The 24,575-nt window shown below is 70.1% G+C and carries 23 protein-coding genes; 22 read left to right on the top strand and 1 reads right to left on the bottom strand.

From position 1 onward, the window contains the following. Positions 1 to 41 precede the first annotated feature (41 nt). From pyrR to JKG67_RS01590, 17 genes are all read left to right on the top strand, one after another. Positions 42 to 623 (top strand): bifunctional pyr operon transcriptional regulator/uracil phosphoribosyltransferase PyrR, encoded by a 582-nt coding sequence (pyrR, locus tag JKG67_RS01670; RefSeq protein ID WP_203335510.1) that lies wholly within the window; start codon positions 42 to 44, stop codon positions 621 to 623. Continuing rightward, positions 620 to 1,552: an aspartate carbamoyltransferase catalytic subunit gene (locus JKG67_RS01665; protein WP_203335509.1), complete on the top strand. Its 933-nt coding sequence runs from the start codon at positions 620 to 622 to the stop codon at positions 1,550 to 1,552. The genes pyrR and JKG67_RS01665 overlap by 4 nt, the downstream gene beginning before the upstream one ends. After that, positions 1,549 to 2,841, top strand: a complete 1,293-nt coding sequence (locus JKG67_RS01660; RefSeq protein ID WP_203335508.1) for a dihydroorotase — start codon at positions 1,549 to 1,551, stop codon at positions 2,839 to 2,841. The genes JKG67_RS01665 and JKG67_RS01660 overlap by 4 nt, the downstream gene beginning before the upstream one ends. Before the next feature lie 88 nt (positions 2,842 to 2,929). Then, on the top strand, positions 2,930 to 4,375 hold the full coding sequence (locus JKG67_RS01655) for an HNH endonuclease signature motif containing protein (protein ID WP_203335507.1): 1,446 nt from the start codon (positions 2,930 to 2,932) through the stop codon (positions 4,373 to 4,375). Positions 4,376 to 4,540: 165 nt separating this feature from the next. Beyond that, positions 4,541 to 5,869 (top strand): glutamine-hydrolyzing carbamoyl-phosphate synthase small subunit, encoded by a 1,329-nt coding sequence (gene carA, locus JKG67_RS01650; RefSeq protein WP_238997885.1) that lies wholly within the window; start codon positions 4,541 to 4,543, stop codon positions 5,867 to 5,869. Continuing rightward, on the top strand, positions 5,869 to 9,204 hold the full coding sequence (carB, locus tag JKG67_RS01645) for a carbamoyl-phosphate synthase large subunit (protein ID WP_203335506.1): 3,336 nt from the start codon (positions 5,869 to 5,871) through the stop codon (positions 9,202 to 9,204). The genes carA and carB overlap by 1 nt, the downstream gene beginning before the upstream one ends. Then, positions 9,171 to 10,280 (top strand): quinone-dependent dihydroorotate dehydrogenase, encoded by a 1,110-nt coding sequence (locus tag JKG67_RS01640; RefSeq protein ID WP_307816373.1) that lies wholly within the window; start codon positions 9,171 to 9,173, stop codon positions 10,278 to 10,280. The genes carB and JKG67_RS01640 overlap by 34 nt, the downstream gene beginning before the upstream one ends. Continuing rightward, a complete protein-coding gene (locus JKG67_RS01635; RefSeq protein WP_203335505.1) occupies positions 10,277 to 11,110 on the top strand; it encodes an iron-sulfur cluster-binding protein in 834 nt (277 codons plus the stop codon). Before JKG67_RS01640 ends, JKG67_RS01635 begins: the two co-directional genes overlap by 4 nt. Beyond that, positions 11,107 to 11,955, top strand: a complete 849-nt coding sequence (locus JKG67_RS01630) for a beta/alpha barrel domain-containing protein (RefSeq protein ID WP_203335504.1) — start codon at positions 11,107 to 11,109, stop codon at positions 11,953 to 11,955. The genes JKG67_RS01635 and JKG67_RS01630 overlap by 4 nt, the downstream gene beginning before the upstream one ends. Next, positions 11,952 to 12,773 carry an orotidine-5'-phosphate decarboxylase gene (gene pyrF / locus JKG67_RS01625; protein ID WP_203335503.1) on the top strand — a complete coding sequence of 274 codons (822 nt, stop codon included), beginning with the start codon at positions 11,952 to 11,954 and terminating at the stop codon, positions 12,771 to 12,773. The genes JKG67_RS01630 and pyrF overlap by 4 nt, the downstream gene beginning before the upstream one ends. Next, positions 12,773 to 13,216, top strand: a complete 444-nt coding sequence (locus JKG67_RS01620) for a hypothetical protein (protein ID WP_203335502.1) — start codon at positions 12,773 to 12,775, stop codon at positions 13,214 to 13,216. Before pyrF ends, JKG67_RS01620 begins: the two co-directional genes overlap by 1 nt. A 78-nt stretch (positions 13,217 to 13,294) precedes the next feature. Further along, positions 13,295 to 13,615 carry an integration host factor, actinobacterial type gene (gene mihF / locus JKG67_RS01615; protein WP_203335501.1) on the top strand — a complete coding sequence of 107 codons (321 nt, stop codon included), beginning with the start codon at positions 13,295 to 13,297 and terminating at the stop codon, positions 13,613 to 13,615. Continuing rightward, on the top strand, positions 13,608 to 14,192 hold the full coding sequence (gmk, locus tag JKG67_RS01610) for a guanylate kinase (protein WP_203335500.1): 585 nt from the start codon (positions 13,608 to 13,610) through the stop codon (positions 14,190 to 14,192). The genes mihF and gmk overlap by 8 nt, the downstream gene beginning before the upstream one ends. Before the next feature lie 73 nt (positions 14,193 to 14,265). After that, on the top strand, positions 14,266 to 14,598 hold the full coding sequence (gene rpoZ, locus JKG67_RS01605) for a DNA-directed RNA polymerase subunit omega (RefSeq protein ID WP_203335499.1): 333 nt from the start codon (positions 14,266 to 14,268) through the stop codon (positions 14,596 to 14,598). 8 nt (positions 14,599 to 14,606) lie between these two features. Next, positions 14,607 to 15,845 (top strand): bifunctional phosphopantothenoylcysteine decarboxylase/phosphopantothenate--cysteine ligase CoaBC, encoded by a 1,239-nt coding sequence (gene coaBC, locus JKG67_RS01600; RefSeq protein WP_203335498.1) that lies wholly within the window; start codon positions 14,607 to 14,609, stop codon positions 15,843 to 15,845. Positions 15,846 to 15,932: 87 nt separating this feature from the next. Then, positions 15,933 to 17,129 (top strand): methionine adenosyltransferase, encoded by a 1,197-nt coding sequence (gene metK, locus JKG67_RS01595; RefSeq protein WP_203335497.1) that lies wholly within the window; start codon positions 15,933 to 15,935, stop codon positions 17,127 to 17,129. 26 nt (positions 17,130 to 17,155) lie between these two features. Next, positions 17,156 to 19,198, top strand: a complete 2,043-nt coding sequence (locus tag JKG67_RS01590; protein WP_203335496.1) for a primosomal protein N' — start codon at positions 17,156 to 17,158, stop codon at positions 19,196 to 19,198. Here JKG67_RS01590 and JKG67_RS01585 read toward each other — a convergent pair. Further along, a complete protein-coding gene (locus JKG67_RS01585) occupies positions 19,167 to 19,811 on the bottom strand; it encodes a class I SAM-dependent methyltransferase (protein WP_203335495.1) in 645 nt (214 codons plus the stop codon). The genes JKG67_RS01590 and JKG67_RS01585 overlap by 32 nt on opposite strands. Positions 19,812 to 19,838: 27 nt before the next feature. Between JKG67_RS01585 and dop the strand changes: the two genes are divergently transcribed. From dop to pafA, 5 genes are all read left to right on the top strand, one after another. After that, entirely contained in the window at positions 19,839 to 21,347 is a 1,509-nt protein-coding gene (dop, locus tag JKG67_RS01580; RefSeq protein ID WP_203335494.1) for a depupylase/deamidase Dop, read from the top strand. A 48-nt stretch (positions 21,348 to 21,395) separates the two neighbouring features. Beyond that, positions 21,396 to 21,593, top strand: coding sequence for a ubiquitin-like protein Pup (locus JKG67_RS01575; RefSeq protein ID WP_203335493.1), 198 nt, complete (start codon positions 21,396 to 21,398; stop codon positions 21,591 to 21,593). 7 nt (positions 21,594 to 21,600) lie between these two features. After that, positions 21,601 to 22,434, top strand: a complete 834-nt coding sequence (gene prcB / locus JKG67_RS01570; protein WP_203335492.1) for a proteasome subunit beta — start codon at positions 21,601 to 21,603, stop codon at positions 22,432 to 22,434. Positions 22,435 to 22,451: 17 nt separating this feature from the next. Beyond that, positions 22,452 to 23,144 carry a proteasome subunit alpha gene (gene prcA / locus JKG67_RS01565; RefSeq protein WP_203335491.1) on the top strand — a complete coding sequence of 231 codons (693 nt, stop codon included), beginning with the start codon at positions 22,452 to 22,454 and terminating at the stop codon, positions 23,142 to 23,144. Positions 23,145 to 23,208: 64 nt separating this feature from the next. Continuing rightward, positions 23,209 to 24,570 (top strand): Pup--protein ligase, encoded by a 1,362-nt coding sequence (gene pafA / locus JKG67_RS01560; RefSeq protein ID WP_203335490.1) that lies wholly within the window; start codon positions 23,209 to 23,211, stop codon positions 24,568 to 24,570. Positions 24,571 to 24,575: the final 5 nt, after the last annotated feature.

Below are 24,575 nucleotides of genomic sequence, written 5' to 3'. Positions count from 1 at the left end.
CCTTTAACTGGCCGTCCCGTGAGGCGGAGAAGGAGTCACGGATGCTCGAGCACCCGCCACCAGCGCCGGACCCGGTCGGGTCCAGCCGCACCGTTCTGGACCGCGACGACATCGCCCGGGCGCTGACCCGGATCTCACACGAGATCCTGGAGCGCAACAAGGGCCCCGAGGACCTGGTGCTGCTCGGACTGCACACCCGCGGCGTGCCGCTGGCCACCCGCCTCGCCGAACGGATCGCCGCCGTGGAGGGGACCACGGTGGCCACCGGATCCCTGGACGTCACCATGTATCGCGACGACCTCAGGCAGCATCCGACCCGCACCCCGCACCGGACCGAGATCCCCGGTGACGGGATCGACGGCAAGGTGGTCGTGCTCGTCGATGACGTGCTCTACTCCGGACGCACCATCCGCGCCGCCCTCGACGCGGTCTCCGATCTCGGACGCCCGGCCGCCGTGCGGCTCGCGGTCCTGGTCGATCGGGGGCATCGCGAACTGCCCATCCGGGCCGACCATGTCGGCAAGAACCTACCCAGCGCCCGCACCGAACGCGTCGACGTTCAGGTCGCCGAGATCGACGGTCACGACGAGGTACGGATCAGCGACACCGGAGGCGCCCGATGACCCGGCACCTGCTGTCGATCGACGACCTGAGCGTCGAGCAGATCCAGGAGATCTTCGAAACCGCGGCCGAGATGCACGACGTGCAGCGCCGCGAGGTGAAGAAGCTCCCCGCGCTGCGTGGACGCACCGTGATCAACATGTTCTTCGAGGACTCCACCCGGACCCGGTCCAGCTTCGAGATCGCCGGGAAGTGGCTCTCGGCCGATGTCATCAACATCTCCGCCAAGGGCTCGTCGGCCTCGAAGGGGGAGAGCCTGCGCGACACCGTGCTCACCGTCTGCGCGATGGGGGTCGATGGGCTCGTCATCAGGCACCCGGCCAGCGGCGCCGCCCAGCAGGTCAGCGAGTGGGTCGACGCGGTCGTGGTGAACGCCGGCGACGGCATGCACGAGCACCCGACCCAGGCACTGCTCGACGCCTACACCCTGGAGCGCCGTCTCGGGTCCCTCGAAGGGCGTCAGGTCGCCATCGTCGGCGACCTGACGCACAGCCGGGTGTTCCGTTCCGGGGTCAAATGCCTGACCAAGTTGGGCGCCGAGGTGACCGTGGTGGCACCGCCCACCCTGATGCCCAGCGGGATCGACGAGTGGTCCCGCACCGCCGGCTTCGAGGTCAACTACGACCTCGACGAGGTGCTGCCGAAGGCCGACGCCGTGATGATGCTCCGGGTGCAGAAGGAGCGGATGAGCGGCGGATACTTCCCGAGCCCACGGGAGTACACGGTGGGCTACGGACTCACCCGCGAGCGGCTCGCCCAACTCAAACCGGACGCACCGATCTGTCACCCCGGGCCGATGAACCGGGGCCTGGAGATCGCAGCGGACGCCGCCGATGCCGCCCAGTCGGCGGTGCTGGAACAGGTCTCCGCAGGTGTCGCGATCCGAATGTCCGTGCTCTACCACCTGCTGGCAGGGGAGGAGACCCCATGAGTCTCGACCACAGCAAGACCCTGATCGCCGGTGCGACCCTGCCCGATGGCACCCGCACCGACCTGCTCCTCGCCGACGGCGCGATCCTCGAGACCGGTTCCCTCGATGGTCGCCATGAAGGCGTCGAGCGGGTGGACGCGGACGGGCTGATCGCGCTGCCCGGGCTGGTCGACCTGCACACCCACCTGCGTGAGCCGGGCCGTGAGGACGCCGAGACCGTGCTCACCGGATCGCGTGCAGCCGCTGCCGGCGGGTTCACCGCCATCCTCGCCATGGCCAACACCAACCCGGTCACCGACACAGCTGAGGCCGCCGAGCGGATCCTGGACCTCGGACGGACCGCCGGCCTGGTCGACGTCCAGCCGGTCGGGGCGGTCACCAAGCAGCTGGCCGGTGAGGAGCTGGCCGAACTGGGGCTGATGGCCCGGTCCCGGGCGCAGGTGAAGGTGTTCTCCGACGATGGCAAGTGCGTCCACGACGCACGGGTGATGCGCCGGGCGCTGGAGTACGTGAAGGCGTTCGGCGGCGTGGTCAGCCAGCACGCGCAGGATCCGCACCTGGCGCCGTACACCTCCTGCTGCCACGAGGGCGAGATCTCCGGCCGCCTGGGCCTGCCCGGCTGGCCCGGCGTCGCCGAGGAGGTCATCGTGGCCCGTGACGTGATGCTCGCCCGCCACACGGGCTCGCGCGTGCATGTCGCTCACGTCTCCACCGCCGGCTCGGTCGAGGTGATCCGCTGGGCCAAGGCCCAGGGCATCGCGGTCACCGCCGAGGTCACCCCGCACCACCTGCTGCTCACCACCGATCTGCTGGCCGGCTACGACCCGACGTACAAGGTCAACCCGCCGCTGCGCCCCGCCGAGGATGTCGAGGCGCTGCGAGTGGCGCTGTCCGATGGCACCATCGACGCCGTGGCCACCGACCACGCTCCGCACGCACGGCATGACAAGGAGCACGCGTTCGTCGACGCGGCCTTCGGGATGCTCGGACTGGAGACGTCTCTGCAGGTGGTCGCGACCGTGATGGTCGAGAACGGCCTCCTCGACTGGTCCGGTGTCGCCCGGGTGATGTCCCAGGCCCCGGCCCGGATCGCCGGCCTCGACGGTCACGGCGGCAGTCTCAGGGCCGGGGAGCCAGCCAACCTGACCCTGGTCGACCCGAGTGTGCAGGTCGTGGTGGACCGGGACGCGTCGGCGTCGCTGTCCCGCAACAACCCTTGGCATGAACGCAAGCTCACCGGCCGGGTGGTCGCCTCCTTCCTGCGGGGTGCGCGAACGTACGGCAGCTGACCCCGCCCGGCAATGAATGCCGCCGATGCACGAGGCGGTTGTGTTCACGGGGCCCGTTCTGTCGGCGGTGCCTGCTTGGCTTGTTCCTATGAAGGCGGCATTGCTGGAGGAGTTGGACACCTCGGCTGAGGTGGTCGACTTCATCCGCGCCCAGCGGCGGATCGCACAGGCGGCGGAGGCCGCCGAGATGCTGGCGGCGGTGAAGTACTGCGGCATCAACGCCCCCGCCGACGCCGGGGACGTGGCGGCACTGGACCGGTTCCTGGGCGCGGATCTGCAGCTCGGGGGCGAGGGTGTCCCCACGGTGAGTGAGTCGGCGGTGATCGAGTACGCCGCCGCGCTCGGCCGATCCACGGAGTCGGCGAAGCGGCACCTGGGTGAATGCCTGGAACTGGCCTACCGGCTGCGCAGGACCTGGGCGCGGGTGGTGGCAGGGGAGGTCCCCGGCTGGGCCGCACGCAGGATCGCGGCCCGCACCCAGCACCTCCCGGCTGCGGGTGCGGCGTGGGTCGACGGCCAGGTCGTGCACTGTGCGGGTCGGATCGGTCCCACCGCGTTGGACCGGGTCCTGGACGAGGCGTTGACGAGGTTCGATCCCGAGGAGGCCGAGAACCGGCGCCTGGACGCGTTGGACCGGCGGCATCTGGAGATTGAGTTGTCGGCGATCATCGACGGTCAGGTCGCCACCGCTGATGTGCACGGAACCCTGGACGCAGCCGACGCCTTGGATCTGGAAGCCGCGGTCGCCCGACTTGCTCAGCAGTACCGCGACCTCGGCTCCACAGACCCGCTCAACGTACGGCGCGCGAAGGCCCTCGGGGAGCTCGCCCGCACCCAACACGGTCTCGATCTCGCTAGTGACGGGGGCGGCAGAACGCCGCCTCGTTCCTCGGCGGCACTCGACCATCGACCCACCCGGCGGGTGGTGCTACACGTCCACCTCTCTCAGGACGCGGTGCGGGGATTCGGGGACCCGGTGGTCCGGGTGGAGTCGATGCTGGGCTCCAGGGACCGGCTGGTCACCGTGGAACAGCTCTCCGAGTGGTGCTCCGAGGCCGCAGAGGTGACCGTGAGACCGGTCCTCGATCTCCACGAGACGCTGGTCTCAACGGGCTACCAGCCCTCGGACCGGTTGCGGGAGCAAGTGATCGCCCTCAACCCGACCTGTGTGTTCCCCTACTGCCACCGGCCCGCCACGCGGGCGGATCTGGACCACATCGAGCCCTGGCGCGACGACGGGGGTGGCGGTGCCACCAGCACCCAGAATCTGGCGCCGCTGTGTCGTACCCATCATCGTGCGAAGACCCACCTGGGCTGGACCTACACCATGGTCATCCCCGGCGAGTACCTCTGGCGCAGCCCTCAGGGTCGCAACTACCACCGGGGCCCCGACGGCACCAGCCAGATCGACGACGGGTGTGGTGGCCTCGATACACCGCCTCGTCCCTCGGCGGCACTCGACCACCGAGACGGAGCGGTGCTGGACCACCGAGACGGAGCGGTGCTGGACCACCGAGATACGCCCCGCCCCTGACCCCGCCGTCCTCACGGGCGCGGGGGCACCGGCCTGCCCACCGACGCGAGCGGCGAGGGCATGGCGGGATGCGAAGCATGCTCGGACTGACTGATAAGGTCACCGGCAGACCGACATCCTTTAACGATCCGTCCTGTGAGGCGGAGAAGGAGGTACGGCGTGCCGCTGCATGCCACCACACCCAGCGCCCTTCTGGTCCTCGAGGACGGGCGCACGTTCCGTGGCCAGTCCTACGGAGCCTCCGGCGAAACCTTCGGCGAGGCGGTCTTCTCGACCGGCATGACCGGCTACCAGGAGACGCTCACCGATCCGTCCTACCACCGGCAGGTGGTGGTGATGACCGCCCCACACGTCGGCAACACCGGGATGAACGACGAGGACCTCGAATCCCGTCGGATCTGGGTGGCTGGCTACGTCGTCCGCGACCCCGCTCGGGTCCCGTCGAACTGGCGCTCGCAACGCACCCTGGACAACGACCTGCGTGAAGCCGGCGTCGTCGGCATCAGCGGGATCGACACCCGCGCCCTCACTCGGCACATCCGCGAGCGGGGTGCCATGCGGGTGGGCATCTCCTCCGTCGAGACCGACCCGGAGAAGCTGTTGGCCCGCGTCCTGGCGTCGGCCGAGATGGCCGGATCCGACCTCGCTGACGAGGTCACCACGCCGGAGTCCTACGTGGTTCCCGCAGCCTCGACCGGCTCGACCGGCGAGGGACCGCGGTTCCGTGTCGCCGCCATCGACCTCGGCATCAAGGCCAACACCCCGCGGATGATGAGCGAGCGCGGCATCGAGGTGCACGTGCTGCCCGCGACCGCCACCATCGACGACGTCCTCGCCGTCGAACCCGACGGGCTGTTCTTCTCCAACGGCCCCGGCGACCCGGCTGCGACCACCGGACAGATCGACCTGCTCAGGTCGGCGCTGGAGCGCGGGCTGCCCTACTTCGGGATCTGCTTCGGCAACCAGCTCTTCGGACGAGCCCTGGGATTCGGCACCTACAAGCTCAAGTACGGCCACCGGGGCATCAACCAGCCCGTCATGGACCGCACCACCGGCAAGGTGGAGATCACTGCCCAGAACCACGGCTTCGCGGTCGACGCCCCGCTACACGCCGCCACCGAGACGCCGTACGGCGTGGCGACGGTCAGCCACATCGGTCTCAACGACGACGTGGTCGAGGGCCTCGAGCTCCGCGACGCCGACGGGAACCTGAAGTCCTTCTCCGTCCAGTACCACCCCGAGGCGGCCGCCGGACCGCACGATTCGGCCTACCTGTTCGACAGGTTCTGCCAGCTCATGCACGAGCGTGGTCTCGATACACCCTCGCCTAGCGGCTCGGGCTACTCGACCACCGAGACGCCGCGCTCGTCTGGCGGCTCGGGCTACTCGACCACCGAGACGCCGCCCTCGTCTGGCGGCTCGGGCTACTCGACCACCGAGACGCCGCCCTCGGCCGACGGTTCACACGCCTCCACCACCGAGGGAGACTCCTGATGCCCAAGCGCGATGACATCAAGTCCGTCCTGGTGATCGGCTCCGGGCCGATCATCATCGGCCAGGCCTGTGAGTTCGACTACTCCGGCACCCAGGCCTGCCGGGTCCTCAAGGAGGAGGGCATCCGGGTGATCCTGGTGAACTCCAACCCGGCCACGATCATGACCGACCCGGAGTTCGCCGACGCCACCTACGTCGAGCCGATCACCCCTGAGTTCGTCGAGATGGTGATCGCCAAGGAGCGACCCGACGCCGTCCTGCCCACGCTGGGCGGTCAGACCGCCCTCAATGCGGCCATCGCGCTGCACGAGAACGGCGTCCTGGCGAAGTACGGCGTGGAGATGATCGGCGCCAACTTCGAGGCGATCCACCGCGGAGAGAACCGGGAGCTCTTCAACGCCATCGTCGAGAAGGTGGGCGGCGAGGTCGCCCGCAGCTTCGTCTGCCACTCGATGGACGAGGTCGAGGCCGCCACTGCCAAACTCGGCTACCCGGTCGTCATCCGACCCTCCTTCACCATGGGCGGCACCGGCTCCGGGATCGCCTACAACGACGTCGATCTGCATCGCCTCGCCGGGGCCGGCCTCGCCGCCTCGCCGACCACCGAGGTGTTGATCGAGGAGTCGATCATCGGCTGGAAGGAGTACGAGCTGGAGGTGATGCGCGACAAGGCCGACAACGTCGTCATCATCTGCTCGATCGAGAACTTCGACCCGATGGGCGTGCACACCGGCGACTCCATCACCGTGGCCCCGTCGATGACGCTCACCGACCGCGAGTACCAGCGCCTGCGCGACCTGGCCATCGGCATCATCCGCGAGGTCGGGGTCGACACCGGTGGCTGCAACATCCAGTACGCCGTGAACCCCGCCGATGGCCGGGTGATCGTCATCGAGATGAACCCGCGCGTGTCCCGCTCGAGCGCGCTGGCCTCCAAGGCCACCGGCTTCCCGATCGCCAAGATCGCCGCCAAGGTGGCCATCGGGTACACCCTCGACGAGATCCCCAACGACATCACTCGCCGCGAGGACGGGCAGAGCACGCCGGCCAGCTTCGAGCCCAGCCTCGACTACGTCGTCGTCAAGGTGCCCCGGTTCGCGTTCGAGAAGTTCCCCACCGCCGACACGACGCTGACCACGCACATGAAGTCGGTCGGCGAGGCGATGGCCATCGGACGCAACTTCACCGAGAGCCTGCAGAAGGCGCTGCGGTCCCTTGAGAGCAAGAGCGCACCCTTCGACTGGACACACCGCGTCGTCGACCTCGACGTCACGGCCCTGTTGGAGAAGGCCAGCACTCCCACCGACGGCCGGCTGCGCACCGTGATGGACGCGATCCGGGCCGGCGCCACCGCCGAACAGGTCCACGACGCCACCAAGATCGACCCCTGGTTCGTCGACCAACTCTTCCTGATCAACGAGATCGCCCAAGGGATCATCGAGGCGCCCGAGCTGACGCCGGAACTGCTGCGGCTGGCCAAGCGACACGGCTTCTCCGACGCCCAACTCGGTCGGATGCGCAACATGGACGAGGCCGTCGTCCGCGGCGTCCGGCATGCCCTGGGGATCCGGCCGGTCTTCAAGACCGTCGACACCTGCGCCGCCGAGTTCGAGGCCAAGACGCCGTACCACTACTCCTCCTACGACGAGGAGACCGAGGTGGCGCCGCGCGAGAAGCCGGCCGTGATCATCCTCGGGTCCGGGCCCAACCGGATCGGGCAGGGCATCGAGTTCGACTACAGCTGCGTGCACGCGTCGCTGGCACTCGGCTCCGACGGTGCCGGCTACGAGACGATCATGGTCAACTGCAACCCCGAGACCGTCTCCACCGACTACGACACCTCCGACCGGCTCTACTTCGAGCCGCTCACCCTCGAGGACGTCCTGGAGATCTACCACGCCGAGTCCCAGGCCGGCCCGATCGCCGGCGTGATCTGCCAGCTCGGCGGCCAGACACCCCTGGGTCTCGCTCAGGGCCTGGCCGACGCGGGCGTGCCGATCGTGGGCACCTCCCCGGAGGCGATCCACCTCGCCGAGGAGCGCGGCGCCTTCGGTCGGGTGCTCGCCGCCGCCGGCCTGCCGGCCCCCAAGCACGGCACCGCCACCACCTTCGCCGACGCCGAGCAGATCGCCCACGAGATCGGCTTCCCGGTGCTGGTCCGGCCCTCCTACGTGCTCGGGGGGCGCGGCATGGAGATCGTCTACGACGACGACGCTCTCGAGGCCTACCTGGAGAAGTACGTCGAGGCCGGACTGATCACCGAGCGCACCCCGGTGCTGATCGACCGGTTCCTCGACGACGCGGTCGAGATCGACGTCGATGCCCTCTACGACGGCCACGACCTGTTCCTGGGCGGCGTGATGGAGCACATCGAAGAGGCCGGCATCCACTCCGGCGACTCCTCGTGCGCGCTGCCGCCGATCACCCTGGGCGCCGATGAGATCGCCAGGATCCGCACCTCCACCGAGGCGATCGCCGCCGGGCTGGGAGTGCGCGGGCTGCTCAACATCCAGTTCGCTCTCTCCTCCGACATCCTCTACGTCCTGGAAGCCAACCCGCGTGCCTCCCGCACGGTGCCGTTCGTGTCCAAGGCGACCGCCACACCGCTGGCGAAGGCCGCCGCCCGGGTGATGCTCGGCGCCACCATCGCCGAACTGCGTGCCGAGGGCCTGCTGCCCGCCGCCGACGGGGGAGACCTGCCCGTCGACGCACCGATCGCGGTGAAGGAAGCGGTGATGCCGTTCAACCGGTTCCGCACCGTCGAAGGCCGCTTCGTGGACACCGTGCTCGGCCCGGAGATGCGCTCCACCGGGGAGGTGATGGGCTTCGATGCCGACTTCGGGGCCGCCTTCGCCAAGGCCGAGGCCGGGGCCTACGGGCCGCTGCCGATGGAGGGCCGGGTCTTCGTCTCGGTGGCCAACCGGGACAAGCGGCACATGATCTTCCCGATCAAGCAACTGGCAGACCTGGGCTACGAGATCCTCGCCACCGCCGGCACCGCCCGTGTGCTGCGCCGCAACGGCGTCACCGCTGCCGTGGTGCGCAAACACACCGAAGGCCCCGGCCCCGACGGCGAGCCGACGGTCGTCGACATGGTGCTCGCCGGTGAGGTCGACCTGGTGATCAACACCCCCCACGGCCAGACCACCGGCGGGTCACCACGGATGGACGGGTACGAGATCCGCACCGCCGCCGTGCTCACCAACACTCCCTGCATCACCACCGTGCAGGGCCTCGGCGCCGCGGTGCAGGGCATCCATGCCCTGCGCAACGGCAGCATCGAGGTCCGGTCCCTGCAGGAGTGGGCGACGCGGAACTCGGCGGCCACGGAGTGATCTACCGGCTCGCGTTCGACCACCTGCTCACCAGGACCGACCCCGAACGCGCCCACCACGCAGCGTTCGCCGCGATGCGTACTGCCGACCGGGCGCTGCCTCGGGGCCGCACGCTGCCCGGCGTACGACGCTCGAAGCAGCCGGTGCAGGCACTCGGGTTGACCTTCCCGAACAGGCTCGGGATGGCCGCAGGCTTCGACAAGAACGCCCTGGGCATCGATGCCCTGGCCCGCCTCGGCTTCGGGCACGTCGAGGTCGGCACGGTCACCGGCGAGCCGCAGCCCGGCAACGACCGGCCGCGGTTGTTCCGGCTGCCGGACGACCGTGCCGTGATCAACCGGATGGGGTTCAACAACGACGGTGCCGAAGCGGTCGGAAGGCGTCTCGCCGCCCGTTCAGCACGGCTGGGTCTCGACGAGCCCCAGCGGCCAGAGGACCGCCACGTGGTGGTGGGTGTCAACATCGGCAAGTCCAAAGTGATCCCCGACGACGACATCGCCGCAGTCATCGGCGACCACCGCAAGTCCGTGTCGCACCTGGCCCCCCATGCCGACTACCTGGTGGTGAACGTCTCCTCGCCCAACACACCCGGACTGCGGAACCTGCAGGCCGTCGAGAAGCTCGAACCGCTGCTGTCGGCGGTGCGCGACAGCGCGGACTCGGTCGTCACCGAACGACGGGTGCCGCTGCTGGTCAAGATCGCGCCCGACCTGGCCGACGAGGACGTGCGGGCGGTCGCCGAGCTGGCCGGAAGCATCGGCCTGGACGGCATCATCGCCACCAACACCACCATCAGCCGGGACGGATTGCGCACCGACGCGTCCAAGGTCGCCGCTTGTGGCGCCGGCGGGCTCTCGGGTGCCCCGCTGACCGCCCGCGCCGTGGAGGTCCTGCAGTTGCTTCGCGGTCACGTCGCCCCCGACCTGACCCTGATCGGGGTCGGCGGCATCACCTCCGCCGCCGACGCCCGGGCCCGGCTCGAGGCCGGGGCGGACCTGCTGCAGGTCTACACCGGCTTCATCTACGAGGGGCCCTACTGGCCCGGGCGGATCCTCCGGGAGCTCGCCGGACGATGACGAATGGAGCCGACCGACGACCGGTGCACGTCACCGCCGACGTGGTGTCGGCCAAACGGATCGGCGCGTTCACGCACCTGACCCTGCGCGCATCGGGCATCAGCGAGCGGTTCCGACCGGGCACCTTCGTGGCGTTGAGCCACGGGGCCGACCGGTCCCTGCTGGCCCGGCGGGCGCTGTGGATCCACCGGGTGCGCACCGCCAGCGCCTACGGCCCCTGCCTGGACGTGGTGGTCGACCCGGTCGGCACCACCACCCGGTGGCTGGCCGGCCTGGCCGTCGGCGCGTCACTGGAGCTCACCGGCCCGCTCGGGCGCCCGTTCGCGCTGCCGCAGGAGCCGGTGCCCTGCCTTCTCGTCGGGGAGGGCGTGGACGCGGCGGCGCTGTTCCCGCTGGCCGAACGCCTCCGGGAGCGAGGCTGCCCGGTCCACCTCCTGCTCGGCGCCGAGCGTGAGGACCGGCTGCTGTCGGCGCTGGAGGCCCGCCGTACCGTGCGGGCCGTGACGGTCATGACCGCCGACGGCTCCGTCGGGCTGCGCGGCTCCGTCGCCGACCGCGTCGCGGAGAGCGTCCGTAGCAGCTCCGCAGCGGTCGTGTACGCCGCCGGCAGCCACGCCACCCTCCGCGCCGCCGCCTCGGCTGCGGTCGAGCAGGGTGCCTGGAGCCAGGTGCTGGTGACCCCGTCGATGCCCTGCGGCACCGGGCTCTGTCACGGTTGTGCGGTGCCGGTGATCGCCGAACATGGGGCTGCCCGAACCGTCCGAGGGTGCACCGAGGGCCCGGTCTTCCGCGGCGACCGGGTGCGCTGGGACGCCATGGAGGTGCGATGAGGAGCCTCGGACTCAGCGGCCCTGTCCTCGTGGCTGCCGGCTGCGGTGGCACCGGCGCCGAACTGGCCCGGTTCGGCGATCTCGCCGACCTCGGAGGCTTCGTCACCCGGACCCTCACCCTGGACCCACGGTTCGACCACGTGAACCGGATCAGCGAGTCACCGTCCGGTCTGGTGGTGGAGATGGGCCTGCCGAACCCGGGGGTGGATGCGTTCTGCGCCAGCGAACTCCCGCTCCTGGTGGCTGCCGAGGTGCCGGTCGTGGTGTCCCTGGCCGCCGCGACGCTGGGGGAGTACGCCGCCCTGGCCCGGCGGATCGCCACCGCCCCCGGAGTGCGCGCCGTGGAGCTGTGCCTGGGGGCGGCCGACACCGGCGCTCCGGACCAGTTCGCGGCCCGGGAACCCTTCCACGCCGCGAGCGTGGTGGCTGCGGTGCGCCGGGAGCTGCCAGCGGATGTGGCGGTGCTGGCCAAGGTCCGGCTCGATCTGCCTCGGGTGGTCGAGGCCAGCCGGACCGTGGTCGAGGCCGGTGCCGACGCCGTGGTGGTGGCCCACCCACTCGCAGCCCTCGGCGAGCGCCACTCCTCCGGCGCGCTCTGCGGCCCGGCGGCCGGTCCCTTGGCGCGCCGGGCCCTGCAGGAGATCCGTGCGCAGCTACCCGACGTACCCACCATCGCCTGCGGCGGCGTCGGCACACCCGCCGACGTGCAGGACCGGCTGGCGGCCGGTGCGGTGGCCGTCCAGGTCGGCAGCGCGAACCTTCACGACCCGACCACCTGCTTCCGACTTGCCGCCGCCCTGCGTGATCGGCCAGTCTCTGATCCGACGACAGGAGATGATCGATGACATTCGGTGCGCGACTCGTGGAGTCGATGCAGCGGCGCGGACCACTCTGCGCCGGCATCGACCCCCACCCCGGCCTGATCCGCGACTGGGGCCTCTCCCCAGATGCTGGGGGGTTGGAGAAGTTCGCCCTGACCGCCGTCGAGGGTCTCGCCCCGCACGTGCCGGTGGTCAAGCCGCAGTCGGCCTTCTACGAGCGGTTCGGCAGCGCCGGCATCGCCGTCCTGGAACGGGTGATCGTCGAGGCCCGGGCTGCAGGCGCCCTGGTCCTGCTGGACGTCAAACGTGGTGACATCGGCAGCACCTCCCAGGCGTACGCGGACGCCTACCTGGATCCCAGCTCGCCGCTGGCCTGCGACGCGATCACGGCCACCCCCTACCTCGGGTTCGGCTCCCTGGACCCGATGATCGAGAGCGCGCTCGCCCACGGCGCCGGGCTCTTCGTCCTCGCGCTGACCTCCAACCCCGAAGGCGCCTCGGTCCAACGGGCCCGGACCGCCGAGGGGGGCACCGTCGCCGGCTCGGTGCTGGCTCAGTTGCGCACCCTCAACGCCGGGGTGACGCCGTTGGGCTCGCTCGGTGCGGTGGTCGGCGCGACGGTGGGCGAGACCGGCGAGGACCTGGCGATCAACGGTCCGCTGCTGGCCCCCGGGATCGGCGCCCAGGGCGGCACCCCCGAGACGGTACGCCGCGTCTTCGGGGAACAGGCCCGCCACGTGCTGCCGAGCTCCTCCCGGGAGCTGTTGGCCGCCGGCCCGTCGGTGACCGCCCTGGCGGCCGCCGCCCGGCGGACCACCGAAGCGTACGCCGAGTTGCGCTGATGCGTCGTCTGCGCGCCGGCCTCGCCGTAGCGTTGCTGGCCGCCCTGCTCGGTGGCTGCGTCGGCGATCCCCAGGCGTCGTACTGCCGCGCGGTGGAACGGAACCAGGCGGCCCTCGGCGAGATCGTCGGCACCGGGGCCCGGGACGCGCTGCTGCAGGCCCTCCCACACTTCGACGACCTGGCGTCGAGGGCACCCCGGGACATCGCCGAGGACTGGCGCGAGGTGACTCGCGCGGTCACCCGACTCCAGAACGCCTTCGACGCGGCCGAGGTCGACCCGGCCACCTTCGACCCCATGTCCCCACCCGAGGACCTGTCCGAGGAGGCGCTGCTGAGGATCCAGCGTGCCGCGGCCGACCTGGACCGGCCGGTCACCCGCACCGCCCTGGCCCGCGTCGAGCAGCACGCCCTCGACGTGTGCGGCACTCCGCTCGGCCTGTGACCCGCGTTGTACCCGACCCGGTCTTCTGACTACATTGCGGCCAACAGCATCGACTCCGACCAGACGAGGAACTTCCCAGTGGCTCTGCCCCCGCTGACTCCCGAACAACGCCAGGCCGCCCTCGCGAAGGCTGCAGCATCCCGTCGGGAGCGCGCCGAGGTGAAGAACCGGCTCAAGCACTCGGGTGCCTCCATCAGCGACGTCCTGGCCGAGGGGCAGGCCAACGAGGTGATCGGCAAGATGCGCGTCTACGACCTCCTCCAAGCCATGCCCGGTCTGGGAAAGGTGCGGGCCAAGCAGCTCATGGAGCGGCTCGGTATCGCCGAGACGCGGCGAGTGCGCGGCCTGGGCGCGAACCAGGTGGCCGCCCTCCAGCGGGAGTTCGCTCCGCGTGACTGAGCCGACGCGTTCCCGCCTGCTGGTCCTGGCCGGCCCCACCGCGGTCGGCAAGGGCACGGTGGCGGCCCGGGTCCGGGAGACCCATCCCGACGTCTGGCTCTCGGTCTCGGTGACCACCCGCCCGCCACGGCACACCGAGGTCGACGGCGATCACTACCACTTCGTCAGTGACGCCGAGTTCGACCAGATGATCGCCGACGGGGAGCTGCTCGAGTGGGCGGTGGTGCACAAGACCGCCCGGTACGGCACCCCGCGTCGGCCCGTCGAGGAGGCGCTGGCGGCCGGCAAGGCGGCGATGCTCGAGATCGACCTGCAGGGAGCCCGTCAGGTGCGCGAGACGATGCCCGAGGCGCTCTTCGTGTTCCTCAAGCCGCCGTCGTGGGAGGAACTGGTGCGTCGGCTGGTCGGTCGGGGCACCGAGAGCGCCGAGGATCGGGAACGCCGGCTGGAGACCGCACGGGAGGAACTGGCCGCGGAATCGTGGTTCGACGTCACCGTGGTGAACGCGGAGGTTAACGACGCGGTCGCGGAGTTGGTATCCTTGCTCGGTGCTGCCACTGGCGCAGCCACGCCCTGAGCGTCTGACGACCAGTCAGGCCCCACGAGCACCCCCACGACCCACCCGACGACCACTCTGTGAGGCTCCATCAGTGTCTGCCCCCACTCCCGCCGCCGAGGGTGTCACCAACCCCCCGATCGACGAACTGCTGACCAAGACTGACAGCAAGTACCAGCTGGTGCTCTACAGCGCCAAGCGCGCCCGGCAGATCAACGCCTACTACTCGCAGCTCGGCGAGGGCCTGCTCGAGTACGTCGGTCCGCTGGTCGACACGCACGTGCAGGAGAAGCCGCTCTCGATCGCGCTGCGCGAGATCAACGAGGACCTGCTCACCCTGGAGCACGTCGACCCGGCCGAGCTGGCTGCGGAGGAAGCTGCCGCCAAGTCCGCCACCAGCGACGCTCCGTTCAGCAGGTCGGAGTAGCCACGACGATGGCGCCCCGGGTCGTCCTCGGAGTCTCCGGCGGCATCGCCGCCTACAAGGCGTGCGAGTTGCTGCGCAGGTTGACCGAGTCCGGTCACGACGTCCAGGTGGTGCCGACCGCGTCGGCGCTGGAGTTCGTGGGCGCCCCGACCTGGGCCGCATTGTCGGGGAAACCTGTCTCCGCACAGGTCTGGGACCAGGTCCATGCGGTGCCGCATGTCAGCATCGGCCAGGCCGCTGACCTGGTGGTGGTGGCCCCGGCGACGGCCGACCTGATGGCCAAGGCCGCGCACGGCCTGGCCGACGACCTGCTGACCAACACGCTGCTCACCGCCCGCTGTCCGGTGGTCTTCGCCCCGGCGATGCACACCGAGATGTGGGAGCACCCCGCCACCCAGGCCAACGTGGCGCTGCTTCGGTCCCGCGGTGTCCTGGTGATCGAACCCGCCGAGGGACGGCTCACCGGAGCCGACACCGGCAAGGGACGGCTGCCCGAGCCTGCCGAGCTCTTCGACGTCTGCGTCCAGGTGCTCGCCCGCGCTGCCGTGGATCGGGCCGGGGTGGCGGACCTGGACGGTCGGCATGTGCTGGTCTCCGCTGGCGGCACCCGGGAGTTCCTCGACCCGGTCCGGTTCCTGGGGAACCGGTCCTCGGGCCGCCAGGGTTACGCGCTGGCCAGCGCGGCCGTGGCCCGCGGTGCCGACGTCACCGTGGTCGCGGCGAACGTCTCGCTGCCCGATCCGGCCGGCGTGAAGGTGGTGCGAGTGACCACCACAGCCCAGATGCGCGACGAGGTGGTCGGCCGGGCTGCCGCAGCTGACGCGGTGGTGATGGCGGCAGCGCCCGCCGACTTCCGTCCGGTCACCACCAGTGAGTCCAAGATCAAGAAGGCCTCCGACGGTTCGGCCCCGTCGGTGGAGCTGGTCCAGAACCCGGACATCCTGGCCGAGATCAGCCGCGAACGGGGTCGCAGCGGCCAAGTGATCGTCGGCTTCGCTGCCGAGACGGGCGACGTCGAGCGGTCGGTGCTCGATCTGGCCCGGTCCAAGCTCACCCGCAAGGGGTGTGACCTGCTGGTCGTCAACGACGTCAGCGGCGGTGCCGTCTTCGGCAGCACCGAGAACGAGGCCGTGATCCTGGCCGCGGATGGCGCCGAGATCAAGGTTCCCCACGGCACGAAGGGCTCCGTCGCGCACGCGATCTGGGACCAGGTGGCGGCTCGACTCGGTGACGACACCAATCGGTGAGACGTCGGCCCGTTGCCTTCGGGCGCCTCTATCGTTTGACAGCACACATGACATTCACGATTTTCTACGCCCAGCAGAGGAGCTGACGTGACCGGACGCCTCTTCACATCCGAGTCCGTGACCGAGGGTCACCCCGACAAGATCTCTGACCAGATCAGCGACACCATCTTGGATGCGCTGCTGGCCGAGGACCCGAAGAGCCGGGTTGCCGTGGAGACCCTGGTCACCACTGGACTCGTGGTGGTCGCCGGAGAAGTCACCACCACCGCCTACGCCCCGATCGCGCAGTTGGTCCGCGACAAGATTGTCGAGATCGGCTACGACTCCTCCGAGAAGGGCTTCGACGGCCGTTCCTGCGGCGTGCAGGTGGCCATCGGCTCCCAGTCGCCCGACATCGCCCAGGGGGTCGACGACGCCTTCGAGGAGCGGGTCGAGTCCTCCTCCGACGCGTTGGACCGACAGGGCGCCGGCGACCAGGGCCTGATGTTCGGCTACGCCTGTGACGACACCCCGGAGCTGTTCCCGCTGCCGATCAAGATCGCGCAGACCCTCTCGGAGCGTCTCTCCGAGGTCCGCAAGGACGGCACGCTGGACTACCTGCGTCCCGACGGGAAGACCCAGGTCACCATCGAGTACGACGAGGACAACCGGCCGGTGCGCATCGACACCGTGGTGCTGTCCACCCAGCACGCCGAGGACATCGACCTCGAGTCCACGCTGCAGCCCGACATCAAGAAGCACGTCATCGACCCGGTGCTGGCGACCTTCGATATCCCCTCTGAGGGCTACCGGCTGCTCGTGAACCCGACCGGCCGCTTCGTGGTCGGCGGCCCGATGGGCGACGCCGGGCTGACCGGACGCAAGATCATCGTCGACACCTACGGCGGCATGGCTCGTCACGGTGGCGGCGCCTTCTCCGGCAAGGACCCCTCCAAGGTCGACCGCTCCGCGACCTACGCGATGCGTTGGGTGGCCAAGAACGTGGTGGCCGCTGGTCTGGCCCGCCGCTGCGAGGCCCAGGTGGCCTACGCCATCGGCAAGGCGCACCCGGTGGGTGTGTTCGTGGAGACCTTCGGCACCGAGACGGTGCCGAAGGAGAAGATCCAGCAGGCCGTCCTCGAGGTGTTCGACCTGCGTCCGGCCGCGATCATCCGTGACCTGGACCTGCTTCGGCCGATCTACGCCAAGACCGCGGCCTACGGCCACTTCGGTCGTGAACTCCCCGACTTCACCTGGGAGCGTACCGACCGCGCCGACGCGCTGCGCGCTGCTGCCGGTCTCTGACACCGCCGTCGGGGGCGGCTGCTTGGATGCTCACTGTGGGTGAGCAGACCGAGCAGCCGCTTCCGGGCCTGGCCGGCGTACGGAGCGCAGCGAGGCGCGCCCCGAGGGTCAGCCCCCGGTCCCCGGCCACCCCCGCGGCGACCGACCCTGTCGCCCGGCTGCTGCTGGACCTGCCGGTCGCGCATCTGGACCGGGACTTCGACTACCTGGTGCCCGCCGAGCTCGACGACGAAGCGGTGCCCGGGGCCAGGGTGAAGGTCCGCTTCGGCGGCCGAGAGGTGCACGGCTTCATCCTGGAACGCGTCGAGCATTCCACCCACGACGGGGCGCTGCTGCCGCTGCGCAGGGTGGTCTCCGCCGAACCGGTGCTCACCCCTGAGATCGCCTCCCTGACTGCCCTGGTGGCGGCCCGGTACGCCGGCACCCGGGCCGACGTGGTCCGCCTCGCCGTCCCTCCCCGGCACGCGCGCACGGAGAAGGAACCCTCCCCGCCGGGCGTCGAGGGGCCCCCGGAACTGTCCGGCGCAGGCGCCGCCTGGGCCGGACATCGACACGGCGAAGCGTTCGTGGACCACCTCGCCGGAGGCGGTTCCCCACGGGCGGTGTGGACCGCCAGCCCCGGCACCGACTGGCCACGGCTGCTCGCCTACGCGGCGGCAGCCACCCTGGCGTCGGGGAGGGGCACGGTGCTGTGCGTGCCCGACGGTGCCGACGTGGACCGGGTCGACGCCGCCCTGACCGACGTACTCGGCCCGGGCCGGCATGTGACGCTGCGAGCCGACGCGGGGCCCGCCCGCCGCTACCGGGAGTTCCTGGCGGTGCTGCGCGGCAGCGTCAAGGTGGTGGTCGGCACCCGGGCGGCGATGTTCGCGCCGGTGCAGGACCTGGGACTGGTCTGCGTCTGGGACGACGGCGACGACAACCTCGCCGAACCCCGGGCGCCGTACCCGCACGCCCGTGAGGTGCTCCTGACCCGGGCCGGGACCACCGACAGTGCGGCCCTGGTCGGTGGCTTCACCCGCAGCGTCGAGGCCGCCTATCTGGTGCGCACCGGGTGGGCCCAGGACATCAGCGGCGACCGCAACGCCCGCAGGGCGGTGCAGATCAGCGTCGCCGGCGCCAGCGACACCCAACTCTCCCGGGATCCGCTGGCCAAGGTGGACCGCATCCCCGCCGAGGCTCGCGCCGCGATCCGCACCGGGCTCGAGCACGGCCCGGTGCTGGTGCAGACCCCGCGCTCGGGCTACGCCACCCGGCTCGCCTGCGTCGCCTGCCGGACACCGGCCAGGTGCGGCCACTGCCAGGGCCCGTTGCGTATCGAGGAGCACGGCGGCACCCCGGTCTGCGCCTGGTGTCTGCAGCTGGCGCAGGCGTGGCAGTGCGGGGTGTGTGGCGACCGTGCGTTGCGGGCACCGGTGGTGGGGGAGCGGCGTACGGCGGAGGAGTTGGGCCGTGCCTTCCCCCAGATCCCGGTGGTCCGCTCGGGCGGCGACTCGGTGGTGCGGGAGGTCTCCGACCGGCCCGCCATCGTGGTCGCCACCCCGGGCGCCGAACCGGTCGCGGCAGGCGGGTACCACGCCGTCGCACTGTTGGACGCCTGGCTGCTGCTGGAACGAGCCGACCTCAGGGCCGGCGAAGAGGCGCTGCGGCGTTGGCTCAACGCGGTCGGGCTGGCAGCCCCCGGGGCGCTGGTGGTGGTCGCCGCGGACGCCACCGTCGCGGCCGTCCAGGCCCTGGTCCGTCTCGACCCGGCCGGTCATGCCGAGCGGGAGATCCTCGAACGTGCCTCCGCTCACCTGCCGCCCGCCTGTCGGGCCGCCACCATCACCGGACCACCGGGTGCGGTCGACGATGTCCTCGCCCTTGTGGACGGCCCACCGGGCATCGAGATCCTGGGGCCCTTCTCGGAGCCGTCACCGCGGACCGGTGAGGAGACCGCTCGGGTGGTGCTGCGAGTGCCGCGCGCCCAGGGTCCGGGGTTGGCAGCGGCCCTGACCGACGTACAACGACTCCGTTCCGTGCGCAAGCTCCAACCGGTCAGGATCCAGCTGGACCCGGCGTCGCTGTGACGGTGGCGACGGCCAGCGTGCCCCACGTCCACGGTGGCGCCGGTCGCCGCAACAGGTGTTGTTCGACGAGTTCGACCGGAGTGAATCCGCTGCCGGCCAGCAGCGCCGGCACATCCCGGGTGAGCTGACAACCGCCGCACAGCCGACGCTGGACCGGGTTCAGCCGACGCTGCCAGCGGGCCACGCCCGGGGCCGGGCTGAGCCCGTGCTCGAGGAGATGGAGTCGGCCACCCGGTGCCATCACTCGGGCGATCTCGGTGAGCACGGCGGCGGCGTCCTCGACGGTGCACAGGGTGAAGGTGCACAGCACCGCGTCCACGCTCGATTCGTCCACCGTCAGTCGTTGGCCGTCCAGCCCGACGCGCGTCACCGGGACCGTCGACCGGCCGCGGCGACCCTTCGACAGTTCCCAGCCCAGGTCCGACGGCTCCACCGCGGCGAGCCCGGTGACCTCCTCCGGCAGGTGTCGCAGGTTCAGTCCGGAGCCGAAGCCGACCTCCAGGACCTGTCCGGACAGCCCGGCACAGACCCGTTGCCGCCATGGATCCAACTCCGGTGCTGCGCACGCCGCGTCGACCAGTCGTGGCACCACCCGTGTCGACCACCACCCCATCTCGACTCCTCGCAGTAGGCTCCAAACATGAGCGTACGCCGGGTGATGGGCGCCGAGGTCGAGTACGGGATCTCCGTGTCAGGGCAGCCGACGGCCAACCCGATGGTTGCGTCGTCCCAAGTCGTGAACGCCTATGCCTCGGCCACGGTCCGGGCCCGTCGGGCCCGGTGGGACTTCGAGGAGGAGTCCCCGCTGCGCGACGCCCGGGGCTTCGACATGTCCCGTCAGGTGGCCGACCAGTCCCAACTCACCGACGAGGACCTGGGCCTGGCCAACGTGATCCTCACCAACGGCGCCCGCCTCTACGTCGACCATGCGCACCCGGAGTACTCCTCTCCGGAGGTGACCAATCCGCTCGACCTGGTCCGGTGGGACAAGGCCGGCGAACTCGTGATGCTCGACGCCACCCGGCGCGCGGCCACGCTGCCCGGCGAACCGCAGATCCTGCTGTACAAGAACAACACCGACAACAAGGGCGCCTCCTACGGGGCCCACGAGAACTATCTGATGTCGCGAGCGACGCCGTTCGCCGACATCGTCCGGCACCTGACCCCGTTCTTCGTGTCCCGCCAGGTGGTCTGTGGTGCCGGTCGGGTCGGCCTCAGGCAGGACGGGCACGATCACGGATTCCAGATCAGCCAGCGCGCCGACTTCTTCGAGGTCGAGGTGGGCCTGGAGACCACCCTGAAGCGTCCGATCATCAACACCCGCGACGAGCCACACGCCGACCCGGAACGGCACCGCCGGCTGCATGTGATCATCGGCGACGCCAACCTGGCCGAAATGTCCACCTATCTCAAGGCCGGAACCACCGCGCTGGTGCTGGCCATGATCGAGGACCGGTTCCTGGATCGGGACCTGTCGGTGGAGGGCCCCGTCTCGGCGCTCAAGAAGGTCTCCCACGACCCCACCTGCCGGGCGTTGATCACGGTCGGCGACGGACGCAAGATGACCGCTGTCCAGTTGCAGATGGAGTATCTGGAACTGTCCCGGAAGTACTGCGAGGACCGCTACGGCAGCGACATCGACGAGCAGACCGCCGACGTGCTCTCCCGGTGGGAGTCGGTGTTGACCAGACTGGAGCGCGACCCGGCCGAGTGCGCCCGCGAGCTTGACTGGGTGGCGAAGCTGAAGCTGCTGCAGCGCTACCGGGATCGCGACGGATTGGACTGGGACGCGCCGGTGCTGCACCTGATCGACCTCCAGTACGCCGACATCCGGCCCGAGAAGGGCCTCTACCACCGACTGGTGCGGCTGGGGCAGATCGACCGTCTGCTCGACGACGAGACCGTGGAGCAGGCGATGCACGAGCCGCCCACCGACACTCGCGCCTACTTCCGGGGCCAGTGCCTGTCCCGCTATCCCGAGCAGGTGGCGGCAGCGTCCTGGGACTCGGTGATCTTCGACCTGCCGGGCCGCGAGTCGTTGCAGCGGGTGCCGACCACGGACCCGTTGCGCGGCACCCGGGAGCACGTCGGAGAACTCCTGGACAACTCTCCCACGGCCCAGGCACTGGTCGCCGCGCTGACCCATTAGGGTCGGTGCTACTAGGGTCGATCCGCACCGCCGACGAAAGGAACGGACATGCCACAGGAGCACAAGCATCCGAAGAAGTCCTCCGACGAGGTGGAGGAGGTCGAGGCCTCGCCGTCCACCGACGCCGCCGACCGCAAGGAGGCGCTCGACGACGACGTCGACGCCATCCTCGACGAGATCGACGACGTGCTCGAGACCAACGCCGAGGACTTCGTGAAGTCATTCATCCAGAAGGGTGGCGAGTGATCCCCTCATGACCGACAGCCCACGCCTCTCGCCGGCGTACCTGATGCCCGGCACTGGCTCGTTCGCCGACTTCCTCGCCCAGCAGGCGCCCGACCTGCTGCCGGGGAGCCGAACCTTGCCGCCCGGCAGCGCTGCCGACTTCGCCCCGCACGCAACCACGATCGTGGCGGCCACGTTCAACGACGGCGTGGTGATGGCCGGCGACCGGCGGGCCACGATGGGCAACATCATCGCCCAGCGCGACATCGAGAAGGTCTTCCCGGCCGATGAGTACTCCTGCGTCGGCATCGCCGGTTCGGCCGGACTGGCGGTGGAGATCGTGCGCCTGTTCCAGACCGAACTCGAGCACTACGAGAAGATCGAGGGCAACACGCTGTCCATGGACGGCAAGGCGAACCGGCTGGCCACACTGGTCCGCGGCAACCTGGGGATGGCGATGCAGGGACTGGCCGTGGTGCCGTTGTTCGCCGGCTACGACCTCGCCGCCCGCACCGGACGGATCTTCTCCTACGACGTGACCGGCGGCCGCTACGAGGAGACCGCCTTCCACGCCGTCGGTTCGGGGTCGCTGTTCGCGCGTGGGTCGTTGAAGAAGCTCTATCGGGACGACCTCGATGCCGACGAGTGCGTCACTGCCGCGGTGCAGGCCCTCTACGACGCAGCCGACGACGACTCGGCCACCGGCGGACCGGACCTCACCCGGCGGATCTTCCCGGTCGTCCAGGTGGTCACCGCCGACGGAGGCACCCGACTCTCCGACGAACGGGTCGCCGAGATCGCCGACCGAGTGATCGGCGGCCGGATGACCCGCCCCGATGGCCCCGCCGCCTCCCTGATCTGACGAGGAGCCTGTCGAAGATGAGCATGCCGTTCTACGTGTCCCCGGACCAGCTGATGAAGGACCGGTCCGACTATGCCCGCAAGGGCATCTCCCGGGGGCGCCCGGTGGTCGCCATCCAGTACGCCGACGGCGTCCTGTTCACCACCGAGAACCCCTCGCAGGCGCTCTACAAGATCTCCGAGATCTACGACCGGATCGCGTTCGCCGCCGTCGGCCGCTACAACGAGTTCGAGAACCTTCGGATCGCCGGAGTCCGCCTCGCCGACATGCGCGGCTATGCCTACGACCGCTCCGACGTCACCGGCCGCGGGCTCGCCAACGCCTACGCCCAGACCCTGGGGACGATCTTCTCCTCGGGTGGTGAGAAGCCCTACGAGGTCGAGGTGTTCGTCGCGGAGATCGGCGACGAAGCCGCCGCCGACCAGCTCTACCGGCTCACCTACGACGGCCAGGTGGTGGAGGAGCGGGGCTACGCCGCGATGGGTGGCTCCGCAGAGACGATCACCACCTACCTCGCCGAGCACTGGACCGAGCAGATGACGCTGTCCGCCGCTGTCCAGTTGGCTGCGGCAGCGGCCGGTCGCAACGACGCCGGGGAGAAGGCGATCGAGATCGGCAACCTCGAAGTCGCAGTGCTCGATCGGACCCGGAGCCAGCCGCGGAAGTTCCGCCGGCTCCGCGGCGACGTGCTCACCGCACTGATGGGCTGATCGACACTCCCCCGAGGATCGCCAAACCGAGCGCCGAGGGGGGTCGACCGACTAGTGTTTCGATATGGACCGTCGGATCTTCGGCATCGAGAACGAGTACGGGGTCACCTGCACGTTCCGAGGTCAACGCCGGCTCAGCCCGGATGAGGTCGCGCGGTACCTGTTCCGCAAGGTGGTGAGCTGGGGCCGATCCAGCAACGTCTTCCTCCGCAACGGGGCACGGCTCTATCTCGATGTCGGCAGCCACCCCGAGTACGCCACCCCCGAGTGTGACGACGTGGTCGACCTGGTCACCCACGACAAGGCGGGGGAGCGGATCCTCGAAGGCCTGCTGATCGACGCCGAGCGGCGACTCCACGACGAGGGCATCGCCGGAGACATCTACCTGTTCAAGAACAACACCGACTCGGCCGGCAACTCCTACGGCTGCCACGAGAACTATTTGGTCGGTCGGCAGGGAGAGTTCAGCCGCCTTGCCGACGTGCTGATCCCCTTCCTGGTCACCCGACAGATCCTGGTTGGCGCCGGCAAGGTGATCCAGACTCCGCGGGGTGCGTCGTACTCGGTGTCGCAGCGCGCCGAGCACATCTGGGAGGGCGTCTCCAGCGCCACCACCCGCAGCCGTCCGATCATCAACACCCGCGACGAGCCGCATGCGGACGCCGAGAAGTACCGCCGCCTGCACGTGATCGTCGGCGACTCGAACATGAGTGAGACGACCACCCTGCTGAAGGTCGCCAGTTGTGACCTGGTGCTGCGGATGATCGAGGAGGGCGTGGTGATGCGCGACCTCACCATGGAGAACCCGATCCGGGCCATCCGGGAGATCTCCCACGACATGACGGGACGCCGGAAGGTGCGCCTGGCCAACGGCCGCGAGGCCAGCGCCCTGGACATCCAGCACGAGTACTTCTCCAAGGCCCGCGACTTCGTCGACCGCCGCGGCATCGCCACGCCGGTGACCGAGATGGCGCTCGACCTGTGGGAGCGCGGACTGAAGGCGATCGAGTCCGACGACCTCGGTCTGGTCGAGCGTGAGCTCGACTGGGTGATCAAATGGAAGCTGATCGAGCGGTACCGCACCTCCCACGGGCTGCCGCTCGGCCATCCCCGGATCGCGCAACTGGACCTCGCCTACCACGACATCCACCGCGAACGGGGGCTCTTCTACCTGCTCAACCGGCGCGGAGCGGTGGCCCGAGTGACCAACGACCTGAAGATCTTCGAGGCCAAGTCGGTGCCTCCCCAGGAGACCCGGGCACGGCTGCGTGGCGACTTCATCCGCCGGGCCCAGGAACGGCGACGGGACTTCACCGTCGACTGGGTGCACCTCAAGCTCAACGACCAGGCCCAGCGCACCGTCTTGTGCAAGGACCCGTTCCGGGCCCACGACGAACGAGTTCAGCGACTCATCGACTCCATGTGAGCGGC

It is taken from the genome of Nocardioides limicola, from assembly GCF_016827675.1.
GTDB lineage: Bacteria > Actinomycetota > Actinomycetes > Propionibacteriales > Nocardioidaceae > Nocardioides > Nocardioides limicola.
The sequence above is the reverse complement of the archived record's forward strand: the minus strand, read 5'-3'. Positions and strand labels throughout refer to the sequence as shown.

Coding starts and splice junctions, on each gene's coding strand:
- prcA (WP_203335491.1), top strand. CDS start 22,452: ATGAGCATGCCGTTCTACGTGTCCCCGGACCAGCTGATGAAGGACCGG.
- JKG67_RS01635 (WP_203335505.1), top strand. CDS start 10,277: ATGACGAATGGAGCCGACCGACGACCGGTGCACGTCACCGCCGACGTG.
- JKG67_RS01665 (WP_203335509.1), top strand. CDS start 620: ATGACCCGGCACCTGCTGTCGATCGACGACCTGAGCGTCGAGCAGATC.
- JKG67_RS01585 (WP_203335495.1), bottom strand. CDS start 19,811: ATGGGGTGGTGGTCGACACGGGTGGTGCCACGACTGGTCGACGCGGCG.
- JKG67_RS01630 (WP_203335504.1), top strand. CDS start 11,107: ATGAGGAGCCTCGGACTCAGCGGCCCTGTCCTCGTGGCTGCCGGCTGC.
- dop (WP_203335494.1), top strand. CDS start 19,839: ATGAGCGTACGCCGGGTGATGGGCGCCGAGGTCGAGTACGGGATCTCC.
- pyrF (WP_203335503.1), top strand. CDS start 11,952: ATGACATTCGGTGCGCGACTCGTGGAGTCGATGCAGCGGCGCGGACCA.
- JKG67_RS01620 (WP_203335502.1), top strand. CDS start 12,773: ATGCGTCGTCTGCGCGCCGGCCTCGCCGTAGCGTTGCTGGCCGCCCTG.
- JKG67_RS01655 (WP_203335507.1), top strand. CDS start 2,930: ATGAAGGCGGCATTGCTGGAGGAGTTGGACACCTCGGCTGAGGTGGTC.
- coaBC (WP_203335498.1), top strand. CDS start 14,607: ATGGCGCCCCGGGTCGTCCTCGGAGTCTCCGGCGGCATCGCCGCCTAC.
- prcB (WP_203335492.1), top strand. CDS start 21,601: ATGACCGACAGCCCACGCCTCTCGCCGGCGTACCTGATGCCCGGCACT.
- carB (WP_203335506.1), top strand. CDS start 5,869: ATGCCCAAGCGCGATGACATCAAGTCCGTCCTGGTGATCGGCTCCGGG.
- JKG67_RS01575 (WP_203335493.1), top strand. CDS start 21,396: ATGCCACAGGAGCACAAGCATCCGAAGAAGTCCTCCGACGAGGTGGAG.
- JKG67_RS01660 (WP_203335508.1), top strand. CDS start 1,549: ATGAGTCTCGACCACAGCAAGACCCTGATCGCCGGTGCGACCCTGCCC.
- pafA (WP_203335490.1), top strand. CDS start 23,209: ATGGACCGTCGGATCTTCGGCATCGAGAACGAGTACGGGGTCACCTGC.
- pyrR (WP_203335510.1), top strand. CDS start 42: ATGCTCGAGCACCCGCCACCAGCGCCGGACCCGGTCGGGTCCAGCCGC.
- JKG67_RS01590 (WP_203335496.1), top strand. CDS start 17,156: ATGCTCACTGTGGGTGAGCAGACCGAGCAGCCGCTTCCGGGCCTGGCC.